Below are 17,871 nucleotides of genomic sequence, written 5' to 3'. Positions count from 1 at the left end.
GTGCCGCCGATGTCGTCCGCACCACCGCTGCCACCGCTTCCCCGGTGCCCGAACTCCCCTGATGTGAAAGGCCTTTGCTCCACCCATGGCTGAACTGGTGTTCTTCTCGGGCACGATGGACTGCGGCAAGTCGACGCTGGCGCTGCAGATGGACCACAACCACACCGCCCGCGGCCGGCAGGGGATCATCCTGACCCGCCACGACCGGGCCGGCGCGGCGACCATCTCCAGCCGGCTCGGCCTGCGCGCCGAGGCGGTCGAGGTGACCGACGACTTCGACTTCCACGCGCACGTGGTGCAGCGGCTGTCGGCCGGCGGCCGGGTGGACTACCTGATCTGCGACGAGGCCCAGTTCTTCGCGGCCGGGCAGGTCGACCAGCTGGCCCGGGTGGTGGACGAACTCGACATCGACGTCTACACGTTCGGGATCACGACGGACTTCCGCACCCGGCTCTTCCCGGGCTCGCAGCGGCTGATCGAGCTGGCCGACCGGGTCGAGGTGCTGCAGGTGGAGGCGCTGTGCTGGTGCGGCGCGCGGGCCACCCACAACGCGCGGACGGTCGGCGGCGTGATGGTCGTCGAGGGCGCGCAGGTCGTGATCGGCGACATCTCGGTGAAGGAGGACGAGGTCGGCTACGAGGTGCTGTGCCGTCGGCACCACCGCCGCCGCCTGACGGCGGCGACCGCCCGTGCCTCGGTGCTCTCCCCGGACGTGCTCCCCTTCGAGCAGTCCCAGTCGTGAAGCCGGTCCCGGACCGTCGGCCCTGGCGGGGTCGCGGACCGTCGGCCCCTAGCGGGCTTCCAGGACGGAGAAGTGGCCGCCCTGCGGGTCGGCCAGCCGGGCGGCCCGGCCGCGTGCGGTCTCGTGCGGCTCGACCAGGACCCGGCCGCCCAGTTCGGTGGCGCGCCGGGCGGTGAGCGCGGCGTCGCGGACGGCGAAGTGGATCCGCCAGCGGGGTGGGTGGCCGCGCAGTTCGGCGCCGTGCCGGATGCCGGCGACCGGCCGGCCCTGCACGAGCAGCGCGGATTCGTCGGCGCCGGGCCGCAGGGTCCGGCCGAGGACGGTGGCGTAGAACGCGGCGGAGCCCTCGGCGTCGGAGGTGAGCAGTTCGGTCCACGCGGGGCCGCCGGGTTCGGGTCCGGCCTCGCGGCCGACGTGCTCCTCGCCCTGCCACAGGCCGAAGACGGCGCCGGAGACGTCGGCGGCGATGGCCATCCGTCCGGCGCGCTCGGCCTGGAGGGGCCCGACGGCGACGGTGCCGCCGCACTCGCGCACGAGCTGGGCGGCGGAGTCGGCGCTGTCCACGGCGAAGTAGGTGGTCCACTGCACCGGGAAGCCGGTGGCGCTGGAGACACCGAGGCCGGCGACCGGCTCCCCGTCGAGCTCGGCCCGGACGTAGTCGCCGAGTTGGGCCGGTCCCGGCGAGTAGCTCCAGCCGAGCAGGTCGCCGTAGAACGCGCGGGCGCCGGCCAGGTCGTCGGTCAGCAGGCTGACCCAGCAGGGCGTGCCCTGGGCGAGCCGGAGTTTCACCGCGGGCAATGCGGGCCTCCTCACGGGCGGTTGGCGCACGGAATTCGCGCACGCGAGGGTGATGCTTCCACTCCGGCGCGCGACCAACCCTTCGGCCGCGCGGAAATTCCGGCAAAGACCCCACAAAGAGCGGCGGTTCGGCCGCGCTGCGCGACAATGACCGGCATGACCACCTACAACGACGGTTCCCCGCTGATCTCCGCGGCCGGGCTGCGGGAGGCGCTCGCCTCGTCGCGTCCGCCGGTGCTGCTGGACGTGCGCTACCAGCTGGTCGGTGCGGCCGCGGGCGGCCCGACGGCCGCGGAGGAGTACCGGACCGGGCACCTGCCGGGCGCGCACTTCGTCGACCTGGACCGGGACCTCGCGGCCCCGCCCGGTGCTCCCGGCCAGGGGGGCCGCCACCCCCTGCCGGACCTGGAGGAGTTCGGCGCCGCGATGCGCCGCTTCGGTGTCTGCGCCGACCGCCCGGTCGTGGTGTACGACGGCGGGCCCTCGCTGTCGGCGGCCCGCGCCTGGTGGCTGCTGCGCTGGGCAGGGCACCGTGACGTGCGGGTGCTGGACGGCGGTTACGCGGCGTGGTCGGCGTCCGGGCTTCCGGTGACGGCCGAGGTGCCGGCGGAGGAGGAGGGCGACTTCAAGCCCGTCCCGGGCAACTTGCCGACGATCGACGGGGACGGCGCGGCGGAGTGGGCGCGCAGCGGCCTGCTGCTGGACGCCCGGTCGGGAGAGCGCTACCGGGGCGAGACGGAGCCGGTCGACCCGCGAGCGGGGCACGTCCCCGGCGCCGTGTCGGCGCCGACCACCGAGAACGTCGGCGCGGACGGGCGGTTCCGGCCGGCCGCGGAGCTGGCCGAGCGGTTCCGGGCGCTGGGCGCGGGCGAACGGGAGACGGCCGTGTACTGCGGGTCGGGGGTGACGGCGGCGCACCAGATCCTGGCGCTGGAGGTGGCGGGCGTGCCGGCGACGCTGTACCCGGGGTCGTGGAGCGAGTGGTCGAGTGACGCGAGCCGTCCGGTGGCGGTCACGGAGCAGCCGGGCTGAGCACTCCCGCACCCGCGGGGCGCACGGAAGGGGCGGTCGGCCGAAGCCGCCCGCCCCTTCACGCTCGGACGGTTATTCCTGCTTCTTGCGCCGGCTGCCGAAGACGATCTCGTCCCAGCTGGGCACGGTGGCCCGGCGGCCGGGCCGGACGCCGTCCGCCTCGGCCTGCCGGTCGGTGGTGCCGACCAGGCGTTCGCGGTGCGGGGCGACGGCGCGCGGCATCAGGATGTCGGCGTACGCGGATCCGGCGCCGACGGCGGGTGCCGCGGCGGCGGCCGGTTCCTCGGTCTCCTCGGCGACCTCGGCGGGCACCGGTTCGACCGGGGCGGGCCCGACGGCGAGGTCGCCGCGGAAGGCGGGGACGACGTCGAGCAGGCTGGTGAGCGAGTCCCGGCCCTCGGCCGCGGCCTCGCGCGCCTCGCGGGCGGACATGATGCGGTCGGCGGAGGGCCGGTCGATCATCGGGCGGGGCGGCCGGTCCTGGGGGAGCCGGGCGATCCGCGGGATGAACGGGAAGACCGAGTCCTCCTCGCGCTCGACGGTCTCGCCGATCAGCGCGCGGGCCTCGTCGTCGTTGGGCGTGACGAGGCGCCGGGGCGGGTCGTAGGTCCAGGAGGCGCTGCGGCCCTCGCCGTCGGCGCGGTAGGAGAGGATGACCTCCCACGTGCCGTCGTCGCGCCGCCAGGAGTCCCAGCGCTCGGTGTCCTTCTCGGCGCCGCGCAGCGCGAGCCGTTCGGCGACGGCCTCGCCGAGCTGCGGGCCGGGGGACTCGCCGTTGCGGCGGATGGCGGTCTTGCGGGCGCGTTCGGCCATGAAGGCGCGTTCGGCGAGGACGGGGCCCTCGAAGCGGCGGACCCGGTCGACGGAGATGCCGGCGGCCTGGGCGACCTCCTCGGCGGAGGCACCGGCTCGTATCCGCGCCTGGATGTCCCGGGGGCGGAGGTGGCTCTCGACCTCGATCTCGATCTGGCCGAGGCGCGGGCGGTCGCCGCGGATGGCGGCGCGAAGCCGCTCGTCGATGGGGAGGGTGTACTCCGTGCTGTCGGCAGCCTTGAGCACCAGCCGTGTGCCGTCGTTGCTGACGGCCACAACCCGCAGTTCGGGCACGGTTACCTCCCGGGTGGTGCCTGCCGACGTCACCTGCGTCGCTGCTCCCGTACTGAGTGTGGCCTGCCCACTCGCGACTGGCCACAACCTTGCTGAGTTCCCCGGCGTGTCGGGCTCACGCCCGTCCACACCGCTGTGGCACGGTTGCCTTTTTGCCACGTCATCCGTCGACGTCGCGCCTGGGTGTCCCGGCCGTCCTCGCACGCGGAGTGTTCGCGACGATCCGGGACCGGCGTCGCCGTGCGTGCCTGTGTCGTGGCTCTTCGTCAAGTTGCCGTGGTACTGGCAGTCGACAAGTCGACCCAAGGCTCAGGCTTTACGAACAGTACTCCATTCGTGGCATCCGGAGGGGCGGCTCGCCGCTCAAGTCTCCCGCGATTCACGGGAATCTCAAGAGCGCGCGCCCCGGGCGGCGGGCCGCCGCCGGATGAACGGTGATCATCTTCACACAATCACGGAGGAAAGAACCGGATTTTCGTCCCTTGTGTCCTTCTTTGGGCAAGATGGAGTGACTTGTTCGAGGAACAGTCGTACGGACCGAGGGATGTCGATGCCGGAGCGGGAGCCCGTCGAGGAGGGCGGGAAGGACGAGCGCAGGCGGATCGATCTGAGTGTCGCTCAGGTCGTGGCGAGCGCGCTGGCCGCGGTGGTGGGGGCCTTGTTGGCGTCCGAACTCGGGGTCTACGGCACGATCATGGGCGCGGCGGTGGTGAGCGTCGGGGCCACCACGGGCGGTGCGGTGTTCCAGCACCTCTTCAAGCGCACCGGCGAGCAGTTGCGCGAAGCGGTGGACCGCGGGCCGAACCAGACGGTGAACGGGCTGCGCCAGGTGCCGGTGGACGAGCGTGTCCCGGAGGCGTCCCCGGTGATCTCGTCGGAGTGGAACGAGCCGCAGGTGGTCCGGGCGCGCCGGCGGTGGACGTGGCGGACGTACGCGGCGGTTTCCGGGCTGGTGTTCGTGCTGGCGATGACGCCGATCGTGGCGTTCGAGATGGTCACCGGGCAGCCGGTGTCGGCGACGGTGACCGGGCAGACGGGCAACGGCACGTCGTTCGGCGGCAGCGTGGGCACGGATCCGAAGCCGCCGGTCGGCGATCCGACGGGCCGTCCGTTCGGTGGCGGGCACGGGCCGGGCGGGACGCCGTCGGGCGGTGCGTCGGACCCGGCGACGTCGAAGCCGCGGCCGGAGCCGAGCGGCAGTCCGAGCGGGTCGCCGGCCTCGGGCGGGTCGCCCTCCCCGACGCCGACGCCGACGCCGACGACGACCCCGGACCCGAGCCCGAGCGGGACGCCCACCTCCGGCGCGTCCCCGTCGGCGGGTGGTGGCGGGAAGCCGACCGGTGGGTCGACTCCGCAGCCGCCCGCGCCGAGCCGGGCCCCGGCGTCGGTTGCCCCGGCGCCCGCCGCGGAGACCCCGGCGGGTTAGTCGCCGAGGACCCGGCGCAGGTACGGGTTGGCGAACAGGCGCCCGGGGTCCACCTCGTCGCGCAGGGCGGTGAAGTCGCCGAAGTGCGGGTAGACCCCGGCGAGGTACTCGGCGTCGCGGGTGTGCAGCTTGCCCCAGTGGGGGCGGCCCTCGTGGGCGGCCATCAGCTGTTCGACGCCGGTGAAGTAGCCCTGGTCGCGGGTGCCCCGGTAGAGGTGGACGGCGATGTAGGCGCTGTCGCGGCCGGACGCGGTGGAGAGCCAGAGGTCGTCGGCGGGGGCGAAGCGGACCTCCACCGGGAAGCTGATCCGCCAGTCGGACCGTTCGACGAGCGCCTTCAGCTCGCGCAGCACGTCGGCGACGGCGGCGCGCGGCACGGCGTACTCCATCTCGACGAAGCGGACCTTGCGCGGGCTGGTGAAGACCTTGTGCGAGGTGTCGGTGTAGCTGCGGTCGGACCACGCGCGGCTGGCCAGCGAGGCGATGGCGGGGATGCTGCCGGGGAAGCGGCGGCCGACCCGGCAGGCGCCCTCCCACACGGTGTTGGAGAGGAAGTCGTCCTCCAGCCAGCCCTTGAACCGGGGCAGCGGGGCGGCCGGGCCCTGGCTGCGGTTGTTGCGCTTGGTGCTGCAGCGGTCGGTGTGCGGGAACCAGTAGAACTCGAAGTGCTCGTTGACGGCGGTGAGGTCGTCGAGGCGGTCGAGGACCTCGTCGAAGCGCATCGGCTGCTCGTGGGCGGTGAGCAGGAAGGACGGCTCGACGCCGAAGGTGAGTGCGGTGATCACACCGAGCGCGCCGAGGCCGAGCCGGGCGCCCTGGAAGAGCCGCGGGTTCTCGGTGGGGGAGCAGCGGCGGATCGTGCCGTCGGCGAGGACGATCTCCAGGGCGCGGATCTGCGCGGCGAGCGAGCCGGAGTCGCGACCGGTGCCGTGGGTGCCGGTGCTGGTGGCCCCGGCGACGGTCTGGACCTCGATGTCGCCCATGTTGGTGAGCGAGAGGCCCTCGGCGGCGAGGAGCCGGTTGAGCCGGTGCAGCGGGAGGCCGGACTCGACGGTGACGGTGCCGGCCTCGCGGTCGATCCCGCGGACGGCGGTGAGCGCGTGCGGGCGGATCTGGACGCCGTCGCCGGCGGAGGCGATCGCGGTGAAGGAGTGCCCGGAGCCGACGGCCTTGACGGTGCGGCCCTGCTCGGCGGCGCGCCGGATCTCCCTGGCCAGTTCCTCCGCGGTGCCGGGCGCGGCGGCCCGGGAGGGCCGGGCGCTCTGGTTGCCGGCCCAGTTGGTCCAGCGGACGGCGGTCGCGGTACTGGCCTGGGGCATGTGCTGACTCCTGCTCCGTGGCCGACGGGGTCGGCGGGGGTCCGGGCGGTGGGGGCCGCCGGTGGGGCCTGTGCACGGGGCCGCGCGGACCCCTACCCGCGGGTAGGCCCGCGAGTAGGGAGGAGATTAGTCAGTTCACCGTCCGAGGTCTACGGGTTCGACGGCGGGTGCCCCGGGCTCGGCCGCGGGCAGGCCGGCCCGCAGGGTGCGCAGGCCGACGAGGGCGACCAGGACGCCGAACACGCCGGCGACCAGCGGCACCCAGTAGCCGGCGGCGGCGCCGGAGGCGTCCACCACCCAGCCGCCGGCCGAGGAGCCGAGCGCGACGCCGAGCGCGAGCCCGGTGGTGGTCCAGGCCATGCCCTCGGTGAGCTGGGCGGCCGGGACGAGCCGTTCGACCAGGGCCATCGCGGAGATCAGGGTGGGGGAGATGGCGACGCCGGCGAGCAGCAGGACGGCACCGGTGGCGAGCAGCCCACCGAGGCCCTGCACCGCCTCGGCGACGAGCAGCACCGGGATCATGGTGAGCGCCATCATCACGACGCCGACGACGAAACGATTCGCCAGGGGGCTGGTGGGCTTGAGCGCGCCGTAGACCATGCCGGCCAGGCCGGAGCCGAGCGCCCACACGGCGAGGACGGTGCCGGCGAGGCCCTCGTGGTCCTGGGCCCGGGCGAAGGCGACGGTGACGATCTCGACCGAGCCGAAGATCGCCCCGGTGGCGATGAAGGTGAGCACCAGGACGACCAGGCCGGGGTTGAGGATCGCGCTGCGGCCGCTGCGGGCGGCGGCGGGGTGGACCGGCGGCTCGGTGCGGCGCTGGGCGGTGAACAGGACGATCCCGACGGTGAGCGCGAGGGCGGCCGCGAGCACGCCGGACTCGGGGAAGACGTTGGTGGCCAGGCTGACGGCGAGGATCGGACCCACCATGAAGCAGAACTCGTCGACCACCGCCTCGAAGGAGTACGCGGTGTGCAGCCGGGCGGGCTTGTCCCGGTAGAGGTGGGCCCAGCGGGCGCGGACCATGGCGCCGGCGCTGGGCATGACGCCCATGCCGACGGCGAAGACGAAGAGCGTCCAGTCCGGGGCGTCGAAGTGGGCGCAGAGCAGCAGTCCGGTCGCCGCGGCGATGGTGAACGCGGCGGCGGGCAGCGCGACGCGGCGCTGGCCGTGCCGGTCGACGAGCCAGGAGACGGCCGGCCCGAGCACCGCGGCGGCGATCGCCAGGGTCGCCGAGACGAGGCCCGCCACCCCGAAGGAGCCGCGCTGCTGGGACAGCATGGTCACGATGCCGATGCCAGTCATCGAGATCGGCAGGCGGGCGATGAACCCGGCGGAGGAGAAGGCCAGCGTGCCGGGGGCGGCGAATATCTGGCGGTAGCTGGACAGCACGCGGAAGCTCCGGGGAGGTAAGGAACAAGGCGGTTGAACACAGCTTACGTATGTTGGCAAACGGTATTTTCCGGGCTCTCCGCGCCGCCCCGCCGACGGGCCCCGGCCCCTCAATGGCAGGATCGGTGCCATGTCCGACGCGCGCAAACCCTCCCCCTCCGGCGCCGCTCCCTACGACGCCCTCCTGCTGCTCTCCTTCGGCGGCCCCGAGGCCCCCGAGGACGTCGTGCCGTTCCTGGAGAACGTCACCCGCGGCAGGGGAATCCCGAAGGAACGGCTGAAGGAGGTGGGCAAGCACTACTTCATGTTCGGCGGGGTCAGTCCGATCAACGGACAGAACCGCGAGCTGCTGGCCGCGCTGCGCAAGGACTTCGCCGACCACGGCCTGGACCTGCCGGTCTACTGGGGCAACCGGAACTGGGCGCCCTACCTGACCGACACCCTGCGCGAGATGGCCGCCGACGGTCACCGCCGGATCGCCGTCCTCGCCACCAGCGCCTACGCCGGCTACTCCGGCTGCCGCCAGTACCGCGAGAACCTCGCCGACGCGCTCGCCGTCCTCGCCGAGGAGGGCGGCCCCGAGCTGCGCGTCGACAAGCTCCGGCACTTCTACAACCACCCGGGCTTCGTCGGCCCGATGGCCGAGGCCGCCGTCGCCGCCCTGGAGCACCTGCCCGCCGACGTGCGGGACGGCGCCCGGCTGGCGTTCACCACCCACTCCATCCCCGACGCGATGGCCGAGACCTCCGGCGCCCCGGACGACCCGGCCCGCGGCGAGCCGGGCGGCGCGTACGTCGCCCAGCACCTGGACGTCGCGCGGCTGATCGTCGAGGCCGTCGCCGAGCGCACCGGCGTCGCCGGCCGGCCGTGGGAGCTCGTCTACCAGAGCCGCAGCGGCGCTCCGCACGTCCCGTGGCTGGAGCCGGACATCTGCGACCACCTGGAGGCCCAGCACGCCGACGGCGCGCCGGCCGTCGTGATGGTTCCGATCGGCTTCGTCTCCGACCACATGGAGGTCAAGTACGACCTCGACACCGAGGCCGTCGCCAAGGCCGCCGAGCTCGGCCTGCCGGTGGCCCGGGCGGCCACCGTCGGTGCCGACCCCCGGTTCACCGCCGCCGTGCGCGAGCTGGTCCTGGAGCGGGCCGCGACCGAGCGCGGCGAGGACGTCACCCGCTGTGCCCTCGGGGCGCTCGGGCCCAGCCACGACGTGTGCCCGGTGGCCTGCTGCCCCAACCCGCGTGCCCCCCGCCCGGCCGCCGCCGAGCGCTGACCCGTACCGGAGGAGATCCCGTGTCCAGCCCCGCCCTGCCCGACGCCCGGCTGCTCGACGACCTGCTCGACGTGGCCCTGGACGCCGCCCGCCGGGCCGGCGCCCTGCTGCGCGACGGCCGGCCCGCCGACCTGGGCGTGGCCGGCACCAAGAGCAGCCCGGTCGACGTGGTCACCGAGATGGACCTCGCCTCCGAGAAGCTCGTCGTGGAGCTGATCGCCGAGCGCCGCCCGCAGGACGGCTACCTCGGTGAGGAGGGCGCCGACCGGCCCGGCACCAGCGGGGTGCGCTGGGTCGTCGACCCGCTCGACGGCACGGTCAACTACCTGTACGGACTGCCCTCGTGGGCGGTGAGCGTGGCCGCGGAGGTGGACGGCCGGGCGGTCGTCGGCGTCGTCTACGCGCCGGCCCGCGGTGAGCTGTTCCACGCCGTCGTCGGCCGCGGCGCCCGCCTCGACGGTGCGCCGATCTCCGCCCGCCCGGCCCCGCCGTGGGGTCAGGCGCTGATCGGCACCGGCTTCAACTACGTCGGGGCGGTGCGGGTCCGGCAGGCCGAGGTACTGCTGGCCCTGATGCCCGAGGTGCGGGACATCCGCCGGGGCGGCGCCGCCGCGGTGGACCTGTGCGACGTCGCCGCCGGGCGCCTGGACGGCTACTACGAGCGCGGCCTGGCCCCGTGGGACCGCGCGGCGGGCTGCCTGATCGCCACCGAGGCCGGTGCCCTGACCGGCGGTCGGCCCGGGCACGGCCCGGACGGCGACCTCACCGTCGCGGCCGCGCCCGGCGTGTACGAGCCGCTCCAGGAGCGCCTGGCCGCGCTGCGCGCCTGGGCGGACTGAGTACGTCGTCGGGATTTCGCCCCTGGGACACGAGGTGTCCCAGGGGCAAATCTTTGCCCCACAGGGACGCGGGTCCCTCCCGGGCCGGGCAAACGAAGAGCCCTGGCATACGGGGGATGCCAGGGCCTGGAGTTTCGCACGGCCCCCGCAGGGCCGCTGGTGCCGGAGGACCGGCGTCGGGTCAGGTGCTGCGAAGCGTCACGCGGCGGTGCGGTGGCGCTCGAGCACGGTGTCCACGCCGTGCTCGGCGGCGAGTCGGCGGAGGTCGTCCAGCTCGGACTGCTCCACCTCGGCGAGGAACTCGTCCCCGGCCTCGATCGCGCGGTGCAGGTCCTGCTCGGCGTTGGCTATGCGCTGCAGGATTCCGGCCTTGAAGGCGTCCATACGGGCCCCCTTACTGTGTCGGACGTGCACGGTCGTGCGCTCTCCGCCCTGAGGTGGTCCGGTCGACGGAAGCGCCCGGGCCGACGGGTCTGGTGCTCCGGTCGGGCGCGGAGACGGCCCCTCGGCCGCTCCCGGTGACGTCCCATGCCCCAGGGCCGGCGCGGATGAACGCACGGCGGGTGGGTGCGACCGGCCAAGGGCCAGATCGCGGGTGTGCAGCTGTCCTCCCCGCCCCGGCGGCCGGGAAACCTGCCCGGCCGAGAAAGTTGCCCGTGTCACAGTCCAATCGGACTGCTCCGGATACGAACCGTGACCCGCGGGGAACCGGGCGAACCTGCCCGGGAGGCAGCTTATCGCTGCTTTACCGAAGGACCAGGCAGGATGGAGGCACGTTCGGAGCCGCGCGTCCGCTTCCGGGGCCGGCCTGGAGAAGGGACAACGACCGTGCGGGTTCTCGTCGTCGAGGACGAGCAGCTGCTCGCCGAGGCCGTCGCAACCGGCCTGCGCCGCGAGGCGATGGCCGTCGACGTGGTGTACGACGGGGAGGCCGCGCTCCAGCGCATCGCGGTCAACGACTACGACGTCGTGGTGCTCGACCGGGACCTGCCGCTCGTCCACGGCGACGACGTCTGCCGCAAGGTGGTCGAACAGGGCCTGGCCACCAGGGTCATCATGCTCACCGCCTCCGGCGACATCAGCGACCGGGTCGAGGGCCTGGAGATCGGCGCCGACGACTACCTTCCGAAGCCGTTCGCCTTCAGCGAACTCGTGGCCCGGGTGAGGGCGCTGGGCCGCCGCGCGACCGTCCCGCTGCCGCCCGTCCTGGAGCGCGCCGGCATCTCGCTCGACCCCGGGCGCCGCGAGGTCATCCGCGACGGACGCACCGTCCAGCTCGCCCCCAAGGAGTTCGCCGTCCTGGAGGTCCTGATGCGCGCCGGCGGCGCCGTCGTCTCCGCCGAACAGCTCCTGGAGAAGGCCTGGGACGAGCACACCGACCCGTTCACCAACGTCGTGCGCGTCACCGTCATGACGCTGCGCCGCAAGCTCGGCGACCCGCCGGTCATCGTCACCGTGCCCGGCTCCGGCTACCGCATCTGACCGGAGTCCGCCCCGGATCCCCGGCGGATCCCCCCACCGAACAGCGCCCGCCCCGGCGGACGCCCCGAGAGGATCATCATGACCACCCCGCCCCCGGCCGGCGGGCCCTCCGGCGCGCCCGCCGGCGGCCCGCGCGTCGTACCGCCCAAGCCCGCACACCCCCCGCGCGCGCCCCGGCTGCACCAGTCGACGCACGAGAACTACGTCCCCGGCGACGGCATGCTCGCCTGGCTGCCGTTCCGCCCCACCATCCGGATTCGGCTCACCCTGCTCTACGGCGGGATGTTCCTGATGGCGGGCATCGTCCTGTTGCTGGTGATGTACTACTTCGTCCGCCAGGCCCTCCAGGACGCCTCGCTGCCGCACCTCGTGCTCAGCAGCCAGACCGGCAACATCAACGTCACCACGCCGGACGGCATCACCATCACCAACCAGGCGACGCTGGACCGGTGGCTGGCCAACTACCAGACCGTCCAGTCCAACCAGGCGCTCAACACGCTGCTGCGCAAGTCCCTCACCGTCCTCGTCTGCCTCGCCGTGATCGCCTTCGCGGCCGGTTACGCGATGGCCGGCCGGGTGCTGCGCCCGCTCGGCCGGATCACCCGCACCGCCCGTGACGTGGCCTCCTCCGACCTGCACCGGCGGATCGAGCTGGACGGGCCGGACGACGAGCTCAAGGAGCTCGCCGACACCTTCGACGGCATGCTCGACCGGCTGGACCGCTCGTTCGACTCCCAGCGCCGCTTCGTCGCCAACGCCTCGCACGAACTGCGCACGCCGCTGGCGATCAACCGGACCCTGCTGGAGGTCCAGCTCTCCGACCCGGCCGCCTCGCCCGACCTCCAGCAGCTCGGCAAGACCCTGCTGGCCACCAACGAGCGGAGCGAGCAACTCGTCGAGGGCCTGCTGCTGCTCGCCCGCAGCGACAACGAGCTCACCGAGCGCCGCCCGGTCGACCTGTCCGAGGTGGCCACCCGGGCGCTGGAGCAGACCCGCGCGGAGGCCGACAAGCGCGAGGTCGAGCTGCGCTCGACGCTCGCTCCGGCCGTGGCCTCGGGCAACGGCGTCCTGCTGGAGCGGATCGCGCTGAACCTGCTGCAGAACGCGGTGCGCTACAACACCGCCGGCGGCTGGGTCGAGCTGACCACGGCCGAGGTGCCGGGCGGCGGCGAGCTGGTCGTCTCGAACACCGGCCCGGTGGTGCCGCAGTACGAGCTGGAGCACATCTTCGAACCGTTCCGCCGGATCAAGGGCGCCGACCGCACCCGCAGCGACAAGGGGGTCGGGCTCGGCCTGTCCATCGTGCGCTCGGTGGTCCGCGCCCACGGCGGCGCCATCGAGGCCACTCCGCGCCCCGGTGGCGGCCTCACGATGCGGGTGCGCATCCCCGGCCCCTGACCCCGGCCGCGGGCCGCTGCGGGGCCCGTCGCGCCGCCCGCACCCACCCGCCCCTCCGCAAGCGACCGTTCCAGGCCGCCCCCGCCAGGCCCGTCAAGACGACATAAGGCCAGGCGGGGGCGGCTTGTCTTTTCCGGCCCGGGCAACTTACGGTGTCGTAACCTACGGAACCGTAAGTGCGTCCCTCCGCGCGTCCCCCGACGTGCCCGCCCAACGCGCCCGTCCGCGCGTGCCGTCCCCCAGGAGCAAGCCCCGTGACCACCGCCCCTGCGCAGCGCAGCACCTCGCTCGGATCGAGCACCTGGACCGACGCGCGACTGATCCTGGCCCTCGAAGAGGTCGTCGAGAAGGAGCTCAACCGCCACCTCGCGGTGGCCAAGGAGTGGATGCCGCACGAGTTCGTGCCGTGGAGCCAGGGCCGGGACTTCGACGGCGTGCTCGGCGGCGAGGCCTGGTCGCTGGAGCAGTCCCAGGTGACGGCGCTCGGCCGGGTCTCCCTCGTGGTCAACCTGCTCACCGAGGACAACCTCCCGAGCTACCACCACGAGATCGCGACGATGTTCGGCCGCGAGGGCGCCTGGGGCACCTGGGTGCACCGCTGGACCGCGGAGGAGGGCCGGCACGGGATAGCCATCCGCGACTTCCTGCTCGCCACCCGGGCCGTCGACCCGGTGGAGCTGGAGCGGGCCCGGATGTCCCACATGTCCGAGGGCTTCGAGTCCGACAACGCGCACAGCATGCTCCACTCGGTGGCCTACGTGGCCTTCCAGGAGCTCGCGACCCGCATCTCGCACCGCAACACCGGCAAGTACGCCGGCGACCCGCTGTGCGACCAGCTGCTGGCGAAGATCGCCAACGACGAGAACCTGCACATGGTCTTCTACCGGAACCTCCTCAAGGCCGCCCTGGAGATCGCCCCGGACCAGGCCATGCGGGCCATCGCCGACGTCGTGACGGACTTCCGGATGCCCGGCCACGGCATCCCGGGCTTCGAGCGCGCTGCCGCGCAGATCGCCATCGGCGGGGTCTACAACCTGCGCATCCACCACGACGACGTGCTGCAGCCGGTGCTCCGCCACCTGCGGGTGATGGAGATCGACGGCCTCGGCGCGGAAGGCCTGATGGCCCAGGACGAGCTCGGCGTCTTCCTCGACGGGCTGGACGAGCAGGCCCGCAAGTTCGAGGAGCGGCAGGCCGCGCTGCTCGCCCGCCGGGCCGCGCGCCGCGCCTCCTAGCACGCCCTGCGGGGCCGACGTCCGCCGGTGCGCCGCCCTCCGGGGCGGCGCACGCTCGCGCGGGTGCTCCCGGGGGCCGTCAGGGGTTCGGAGTGGGTGGATTTTCCGTGATTTGCCCCGGAAGATTCTGAACGTGACCAAGCTCACACCGTGTCGCTCCGCGACGCCGACCGAACTCGGAGAGTGATCATGACGATTCGGGCCCCGATCGCCGTACGTGACCGGATTTCCGGCCCATGCGCGTGCAGTGGGTTGACGGACGCCCCTGCTGGGCAAGGGATTCTGCGGGTGCCCGGACAGTCCGCGCTCACTCTGAGTCGCCGTCCGGCGGGCTCCGGAGGGGGCCGGAGATGGCCGAGCGTGAGGCCTCCCGCGCCCCGGTGGATCACCCCAACGGACCCCGGGCTGAGTGTCGATTGAGTAACAGGGCTTGAAGTAAGGCAAAATCTCCGCCTCGGGTCGGGCACAAGACCGACCCCCCATGCGTTACGTGCGCTGGAGATACCGCACACACCGCACAACCCGGAGGGGGAGAGCGAAAAAATGGCAACGGACTACGACACCCCACGCAAGACCGACGACGACGTCAACGAGGACAGCATCGAGGAGCTCAAGGCTCGGCGGAACGACAAGGGCGGAAGCTCTGTCGACGTCGACGAGTTCGATGCGGCCGAGGGCATGGAGCTCCCCGGCGCCGACCTCTCCAACGAGGAACTCGCCGTTCGCGTCCTGCCGAAGCAGGCCGACGAGTTCACCTGCATGAGCTGCTTCCTCGTGCACCACCGCAGCCAGCTCTACAGCGAGAAGAACGGCAACCCGATCTGCCGGGACTGCGGCGCCTGAGCACCGCGGCGGACACGGCCCGGCACCCGCGGTCCGCGCGGGGCCGGCACGAAGCCCCTTCCGGCTCCGGGCAGCGGAGCCGGACGGCAGGTCCGGGCAGGACAAAAAAAGTCGTAGGGACGGTCCCGCAGTCGCGGAACCGTCCCTCTTCGTCTTCCGGCGTGCGCCGCCGGCGCGCGCCCTGCGCTATGCCCGTGCGCTCCGGCGGGCCTCCTCCAGCGCCTCCGCCAGCTTCATCGGCGAGCGCGTGGACAGATAGAGGTACGGCGTCGGGTCGGTCGGGTCCGTCACCTCGACCCGCAGCGCCGTCGGGACGTAGCTGCGCAGCAGCATGAAGGCCCGCGGGTCGGCCTTCGGCCCGCGCCAGGCGACCGCCTCGGCCGGGCTCAGCGCGTGCGCGGCTCCCAGGGCGTCCACCGGGATCCGGGCCGGCCCGGCCACCAGGGACCCCTGCACCACGCGGATCCGGGCCGAGCCGTAACTGCTGATCGCGACCGCGCCGACGGCGATCCCTACGACCAGCCCGATCAGTGCGCCCAGCCCGCTGACCCGCAGCAGGATCAACGCGAGCGCGAGCCCGGTCGCGACCGGGAGCAGCCACCAGGAGCGGGGCACGGTGAGGCGTTCGTCGTACATGCCCCCATTGTGGGCGCCCTCACAGCCTGGTTCGGACGGCACCCCCGTCCGTCGTCGCGTCCGTCGCGCCGCCCGGCGGTCGTCCGCCGCCCCCGTTACCGCCCGGTAGGGCGTCGGTAGGGTGGGGCAGCGTGACCGGTACGACTGCCCCCACGCCCCCCGCCGACCGGCCGGCGCCCGCGACGCCGCCGACCCCGACCACCCCGCCGCCGGACGCCGTCCTGCCCCCGCGGGCTCCCGAGGCGCCCGCTCCCGGCACCCGGCTCGGCTCGCACTACGAGCACTGCTTCGGCTGCGGCCCGCAACACCCCGGCGGGCTGCGGATCGACGCCGTCGCAGGCGTCGGGCTCGACGTCACCGCCGAGTTCACCGTCCGGGACGTCCACCAGGGCGGCCCCGGCCTCGCCCACGGCGGCGTGCTCACCACGGCCATGGACGAGACCCTCGGCACGCTCAACTGGCTGCTGCACGTCCCCGCCGTCACGGGCCGGCTGGAGACCGACTTCCTGCGCCCCGTCCCGGTCGACTCGGTGCTGCACCTGCGCGCGTGGGTCACCGGCGTGCACGGCCGCAAGATCTACGGCGCGGCCGAGGCGCGGATCGGCGGCCCGGACGGGCCGGTCGCGGTGCGGGCGCAGGCGCTCTTCATCCAGGTGAAGCTGGAACACTTCACCACGCACGGTCGTCCCGAGGACATCGGGAAGGTCCTCGACGACCCCGACCTGATGAAGCGCGCACGAGCCTTTGAGGTGAACCCTTGAGCACCACCAACCAGCCGCTGGACGTCCTGATCCGGCGCATCGACCCCGAGCTGCCGCTGCCCGCGTACGCGCAGCCCGGCGACGCGGGCGCCGACCTGCGCACCACCGTCGACGCCGAGCTGGCGCCCGGTGAGCGGGCGGTCCTGCCGACCGGTGTCGCCATCGCCCTCCCGGACGGCTACGCGGCCTTCGTCCACCCCCGTTCCGGCCTGGCAGCTCGATGCGGAGTTGCGCTCGTGAACGCCCCGGGGACGGTCGATGCCGGGTACCGTGGAGAGATCAAGGTGATCGTCGTCAATCTGGACCCGCGCGAGGGGGTCAGCTTCCGCCGAGGGGACCGGATCGCCCAGCTGGTCATCCAGCAGGTCGAGAAGGCCCGCTTCCACGAGGTGGCCGAGCTGCCTGGGTCGGCACGCGCCGAGGGCGGGTTCGGGTCGACCGGTGGCCACGCCGCGGTCTAGCATGCCCGCGGCCTCGCAGGAAGCCGAGCAGGTATTCGCATCGGTCTTGGACCGGGAAGGACAGTGACCGTGTTCCGTCGTCGCCAGAAGAGCGAGGACGCTGTCGAGCAGCTCGCCGACGACGCCATCAGCGCCGACGAGACGGCCGATGACGTCGAAGGTTCCGCCGAGAGCGAGAACGTGACCGAGCTGGACCCGGCCGACCGGGTCGGCCTGCCGCCGGCCCCGCGGCCGGACGGTCCGTGGGACCACTCCGAGCTGGAGAACCCGGAGGAGGGCCGCGTCGACCTCGGGGGCCTGTTGGTCCCGGGTGTCGAGGGCATGGAGCTCCGCGTCGAGGTAGCCGGTGACGCGATCGTCGCCGCGACCCTCGTCCTCGGCAACAGCGCCATCCAGCTCCAGGCCTTCGCGGCCCCGAAGTCGGAGGGCATCTGGGGAGAGGTCCGGGAGGAGATCGCCAACGGCATCACCTCGCAGGGCGGCCTCATCGAGGAGGAGGAGGGCCCGCTGGGCTGGCACCTCCGTGCCCAGGTCCCCGTGCAGCTGCCGGACGGCACCCAGGGCGTTCAGCTGGTGCGCTTCGTCGGCTGCGACGGGCCGCGCTGGTTCCTGCGCGGAGTGATCTCCGGCCAGGCGGCGGTGCAGCCGGAGATGGCCGGGATCCTGGAGCAGGTCTTCCGGCAGACGGTCGTCGTGCGCGGCGAGAGCCCGATGGCGCCCCGCGACCCGATCGTCCTGAAGCTCCCCGAGGACGCGCAGATGGTGGCCGACGGCGGCGGGGCAGCCGCTGCCGCCGCCGAGGGCGAGAGCCGCTTCGGCGGCGCCTCCATCGACCCGTTCTCGCGCGGTCCGGAGATCACCGAGGTCCGCTGACCCCGGCTCGACGCCTCGCCGGCCGTTCACCGGCCGTTCGCCGATCGCCCCCTCCCGGACCCCGGGCGGGGGCGATTTGCATGTGGCGCCCCCGGCCCCGTACAGTTCCGGAGTCGCCGCGGGAGACCGGGGCAACGAAAGCGGAAAGCAAATCTGATGAATGAAACTCCGGAAAACGGAGCGGAAAACGTCTGATAAGCTGGAAACACGAAAGAACGAAGCGCCCGGAGGGCCCGCTGGAAGGCGGCTCGAAG

At 73.4% G+C, this 17,871-nt stretch carries 18 protein-coding genes; 11 read left to right on the top strand and 7 right to left on the bottom strand.

Annotation, left to right across the window (positions count from 1 at the left end; translation table 11 throughout):
• Positions 1-85: 85 nt before the first annotated feature.
• Positions 86-742 carry a thymidine kinase gene (locus AB0C76_RS15645; protein ID WP_359964774.1) on the top strand — a complete coding sequence of 219 codons (657 nt, stop codon included), beginning with the start codon at positions 86-88 and terminating at the stop codon, positions 740-742.
• 48 nt (positions 743-790) lie between these two features.
• Here the strand turns inward: AB0C76_RS15645 and AB0C76_RS15640 are convergent, their stop codons facing one another.
• The gene (locus tag AB0C76_RS15640) at positions 791-1,531 is read right to left on the bottom strand and encodes a VOC family protein (RefSeq protein WP_359964937.1); all 741 of its coding nucleotides are present in this window, start codon (positions 1,529-1,531) and stop codon (positions 791-793) included.
• A gap of 165 nt (positions 1,532-1,696) precedes the next feature.
• Between AB0C76_RS15640 and AB0C76_RS15635 the strand changes: the two genes are divergently transcribed.
• The gene (locus tag AB0C76_RS15635; RefSeq protein ID WP_359964772.1) at positions 1,697-2,572 is read left to right on the top strand and encodes a sulfurtransferase; all 876 of its coding nucleotides are present in this window, start codon (positions 1,697-1,699) and stop codon (positions 2,570-2,572) included.
• Between the two features lie 72 nt (positions 2,573-2,644).
• Here the strand turns inward: AB0C76_RS15635 and sepH are convergent, their stop codons facing one another.
• The 4 genes from sepH to AB0C76_RS15615 all read right to left on the bottom strand — a co-directional run bounded on the left by sepH (position 2,645) and on the right by AB0C76_RS15615 (position 7,816).
• Positions 2,645-3,712 carry a septation protein SepH gene (gene sepH, locus AB0C76_RS15630; protein ID WP_359964770.1) on the bottom strand — a complete coding sequence of 356 codons (1,068 nt, stop codon included), beginning with the start codon at positions 3,710-3,712 and terminating at the stop codon, positions 2,645-2,647.
• Positions 3,713-4,360: 648 nt separating this feature from the next.
• On the bottom strand, positions 4,361-4,975 hold the full coding sequence (locus AB0C76_RS15625) for a hypothetical protein (RefSeq protein ID WP_359964768.1): 615 nt from the start codon (positions 4,973-4,975) through the stop codon (positions 4,361-4,363).
• Positions 4,976-5,101: 126 nt separating this feature from the next.
• Positions 5,102-6,424 carry a D-arabinono-1,4-lactone oxidase gene (locus tag AB0C76_RS15620; protein ID WP_359964766.1) on the bottom strand — a complete coding sequence of 441 codons (1,323 nt, stop codon included), beginning with the start codon at positions 6,422-6,424 and terminating at the stop codon, positions 5,102-5,104.
• A 135-nt stretch (positions 6,425-6,559) separates the two neighbouring features.
• On the bottom strand, positions 6,560-7,816 hold the full coding sequence (locus AB0C76_RS15615; RefSeq protein ID WP_359964764.1) for an MFS transporter: 1,257 nt from the start codon (positions 7,814-7,816) through the stop codon (positions 6,560-6,562).
• A gap of 130 nt (positions 7,817-7,946) precedes the next feature.
• Between AB0C76_RS15615 and AB0C76_RS15610 the strand changes: the two genes are divergently transcribed.
• Positions 7,947-9,089: a ferrochelatase gene (locus AB0C76_RS15610; protein ID WP_359964763.1), complete on the top strand. Its 1,143-nt coding sequence runs from the start codon at positions 7,947-7,949 to the stop codon at positions 9,087-9,089.
• Between the two features lie 20 nt (positions 9,090-9,109).
• Complete coding sequence (locus AB0C76_RS15605) at positions 9,110-9,928, top strand: inositol monophosphatase family protein (RefSeq protein ID WP_359964761.1); 819 nt, start codon at positions 9,110-9,112, stop codon at positions 9,926-9,928.
• A 198-nt stretch (positions 9,929-10,126) separates the two neighbouring features.
• On the opposite strand, the gene AB0C76_RS15600 is transcribed toward AB0C76_RS15605, so the two are convergent.
• Positions 10,127-10,312, bottom strand: coding sequence for a hypothetical protein (locus tag AB0C76_RS15600; RefSeq protein WP_030057688.1), 186 nt, complete (start codon positions 10,310-10,312; stop codon positions 10,127-10,129).
• A 444-nt stretch (positions 10,313-10,756) separates the two neighbouring features.
• On the opposite strand from AB0C76_RS15600, the gene AB0C76_RS15595 reads away from it, so the two are divergent.
• The 4 genes from AB0C76_RS15595 (at position 10,757) to AB0C76_RS15580 (ending at position 14,886) form a co-directional block, all read left to right on the top strand.
• Positions 10,757-11,410 carry a response regulator transcription factor gene (locus tag AB0C76_RS15595; RefSeq protein ID WP_097235981.1) on the top strand — a complete coding sequence of 218 codons (654 nt, stop codon included), beginning with the start codon at positions 10,757-10,759 and terminating at the stop codon, positions 11,408-11,410.
• A gap of 78 nt (positions 11,411-11,488) precedes the next feature.
• A complete protein-coding gene (locus tag AB0C76_RS15590; protein WP_359964759.1) occupies positions 11,489-12,808 on the top strand; it encodes a HAMP domain-containing sensor histidine kinase in 1,320 nt (439 codons plus the stop codon).
• A 254-nt stretch (positions 12,809-13,062) separates the two neighbouring features.
• The gene (locus tag AB0C76_RS15585; RefSeq protein WP_359964757.1) at positions 13,063-14,043 is read left to right on the top strand and encodes an acyl-ACP desaturase; all 981 of its coding nucleotides are present in this window, start codon (positions 13,063-13,065) and stop codon (positions 14,041-14,043) included.
• Positions 14,044-14,586: 543 nt separating this feature from the next.
• On the top strand, positions 14,587-14,886 hold the full coding sequence (locus AB0C76_RS15580; protein WP_329924615.1) for a DUF4193 domain-containing protein: 300 nt from the start codon (positions 14,587-14,589) through the stop codon (positions 14,884-14,886).
• A 186-nt stretch (positions 14,887-15,072) separates the two neighbouring features.
• Here AB0C76_RS15580 and AB0C76_RS15575 read toward each other — a convergent pair whose 3' ends face one another.
• Positions 15,073-15,522, bottom strand: coding sequence for a DUF3093 domain-containing protein (locus AB0C76_RS15575; protein ID WP_359964755.1), 450 nt, complete (start codon positions 15,520-15,522; stop codon positions 15,073-15,075).
• 221 nt (positions 15,523-15,743) lie between these two features.
• Here AB0C76_RS15575 and AB0C76_RS15570 point away from each other — a divergent pair, with 221 nt between their 5' ends.
• The 3 genes from AB0C76_RS15570 (at position 15,744) to AB0C76_RS15560 (ending at position 17,617) form a co-directional block, all read left to right on the top strand.
• A complete protein-coding gene (locus tag AB0C76_RS15570) occupies positions 15,744-16,283 on the top strand; it encodes a PaaI family thioesterase (protein ID WP_359964935.1) in 540 nt (179 codons plus the stop codon).
• Complete coding sequence (gene dut / locus AB0C76_RS15565) at positions 16,280-16,744, top strand: dUTP diphosphatase (protein ID WP_359964754.1); 465 nt, start codon at positions 16,280-16,282, stop codon at positions 16,742-16,744. The genes AB0C76_RS15570 and dut overlap by 4 nt, the downstream gene beginning before the upstream one ends.
• 69 nt (positions 16,745-16,813) lie before the next feature.
• Positions 16,814-17,617: a DUF3710 domain-containing protein gene (locus AB0C76_RS15560; protein WP_359964752.1), complete on the top strand. Its 804-nt coding sequence runs from the start codon at positions 16,814-16,816 to the stop codon at positions 17,615-17,617.
• The last annotated feature ends 254 nt before the right edge of the window (positions 17,618-17,871 follow it).

The sequence above is a fragment of the Kitasatospora sp. NPDC048722 genome, assembly GCF_040650235.1.
Classification (GTDB): Bacteria; Actinomycetota; Actinomycetes; order Streptomycetales; family Streptomycetaceae; genus Kitasatospora.
The sequence above is the reverse complement of the archived record's forward strand: the minus strand, read 5'-3'. Positions and strand labels throughout refer to the sequence as shown.